The following is a 754-nucleotide window of genomic DNA, read 5'->3' on the forward strand; positions in this document are numbered from 1 at the left end:
AGAAACCGGGGCATTACTTGCTGGTGAAATGAGTGGTCATGTATTCTTCAAAGAGCGTTGGTTTGGCTTCGATGACGGTCTCTATGCTGCCGCTCGTTTATTAGAAGTCTTGGGTATTGAAGATCGCTCTTCTGAAGAAGTATTTGCCGATTTTCCTGAAGACTTAAGTACGCCTGAGATAAATATCAGTGTGACAGATGAGTCTAAATTTATGATCGTTGAAAGTCTGTGTGCTTTGAAAGACCAGTTTGTTGGTGGAAATATTTCCACGATAGATGGTTTACGAGTCGAATACNCAAATGCCTGGGGTTTATGTCGTGCATCCAATACCACTCCCGTATTGGTTCTGAGGTTCGAGGCTGATAATGAGGCAGCTTTAGAAGAAGTGAAGTCGATATTTAGGACGCAGCTTCAGATAGTCGATCCATCAATTGAATGTAATTTTTAGGTCAACCATTCTGACCTTTATTGTTTGTTAGGAAAAATATGAGTTTAACAAGAGAATCTGCTGGCCAGGTGGCTTCAGTATTAAGCAAAGCACTGCCTTATATTCAGCGCTTTTCAGGTAAAACCTTGGTGATTAAGTATGGTGGCAACGCCATGGAGAACGAAGACTTAAAGAACAGCTTTGCAAGAGATGTTGTGTTGATGAAGTTGGTGGGCATCAATCCGATTGTTGTGCATGGGGGCGGCCCCCAAATAGGTGACTTGCTTGAGCGTTTGAATATTGAAAGCCACTTCGTTGATGGTATGC

1 protein-coding gene and 1 pseudogene are annotated in these 754 nt (G+C 42.5%); both read left to right on the forward strand.

Annotated elements, in window-relative coordinates:
• Nucleotides 1-448: pseudogene (locus A3766_RS03460) on the forward strand (phosphomannomutase/phosphoglucomutase); the annotation flags it as partial.
• A gap of 38 nt (nucleotides 449-486) precedes the next feature.
• Nucleotides 487-754, forward strand: a 268-nt coding sequence (gene argB, locus A3766_RS03465; protein ID WP_197479268.1) for an acetylglutamate kinase, incomplete at its 3' end; no start/stop codon positions are given.

This window comes from Oleiphilus sp. HI0132, assembly GCF_001635845.1.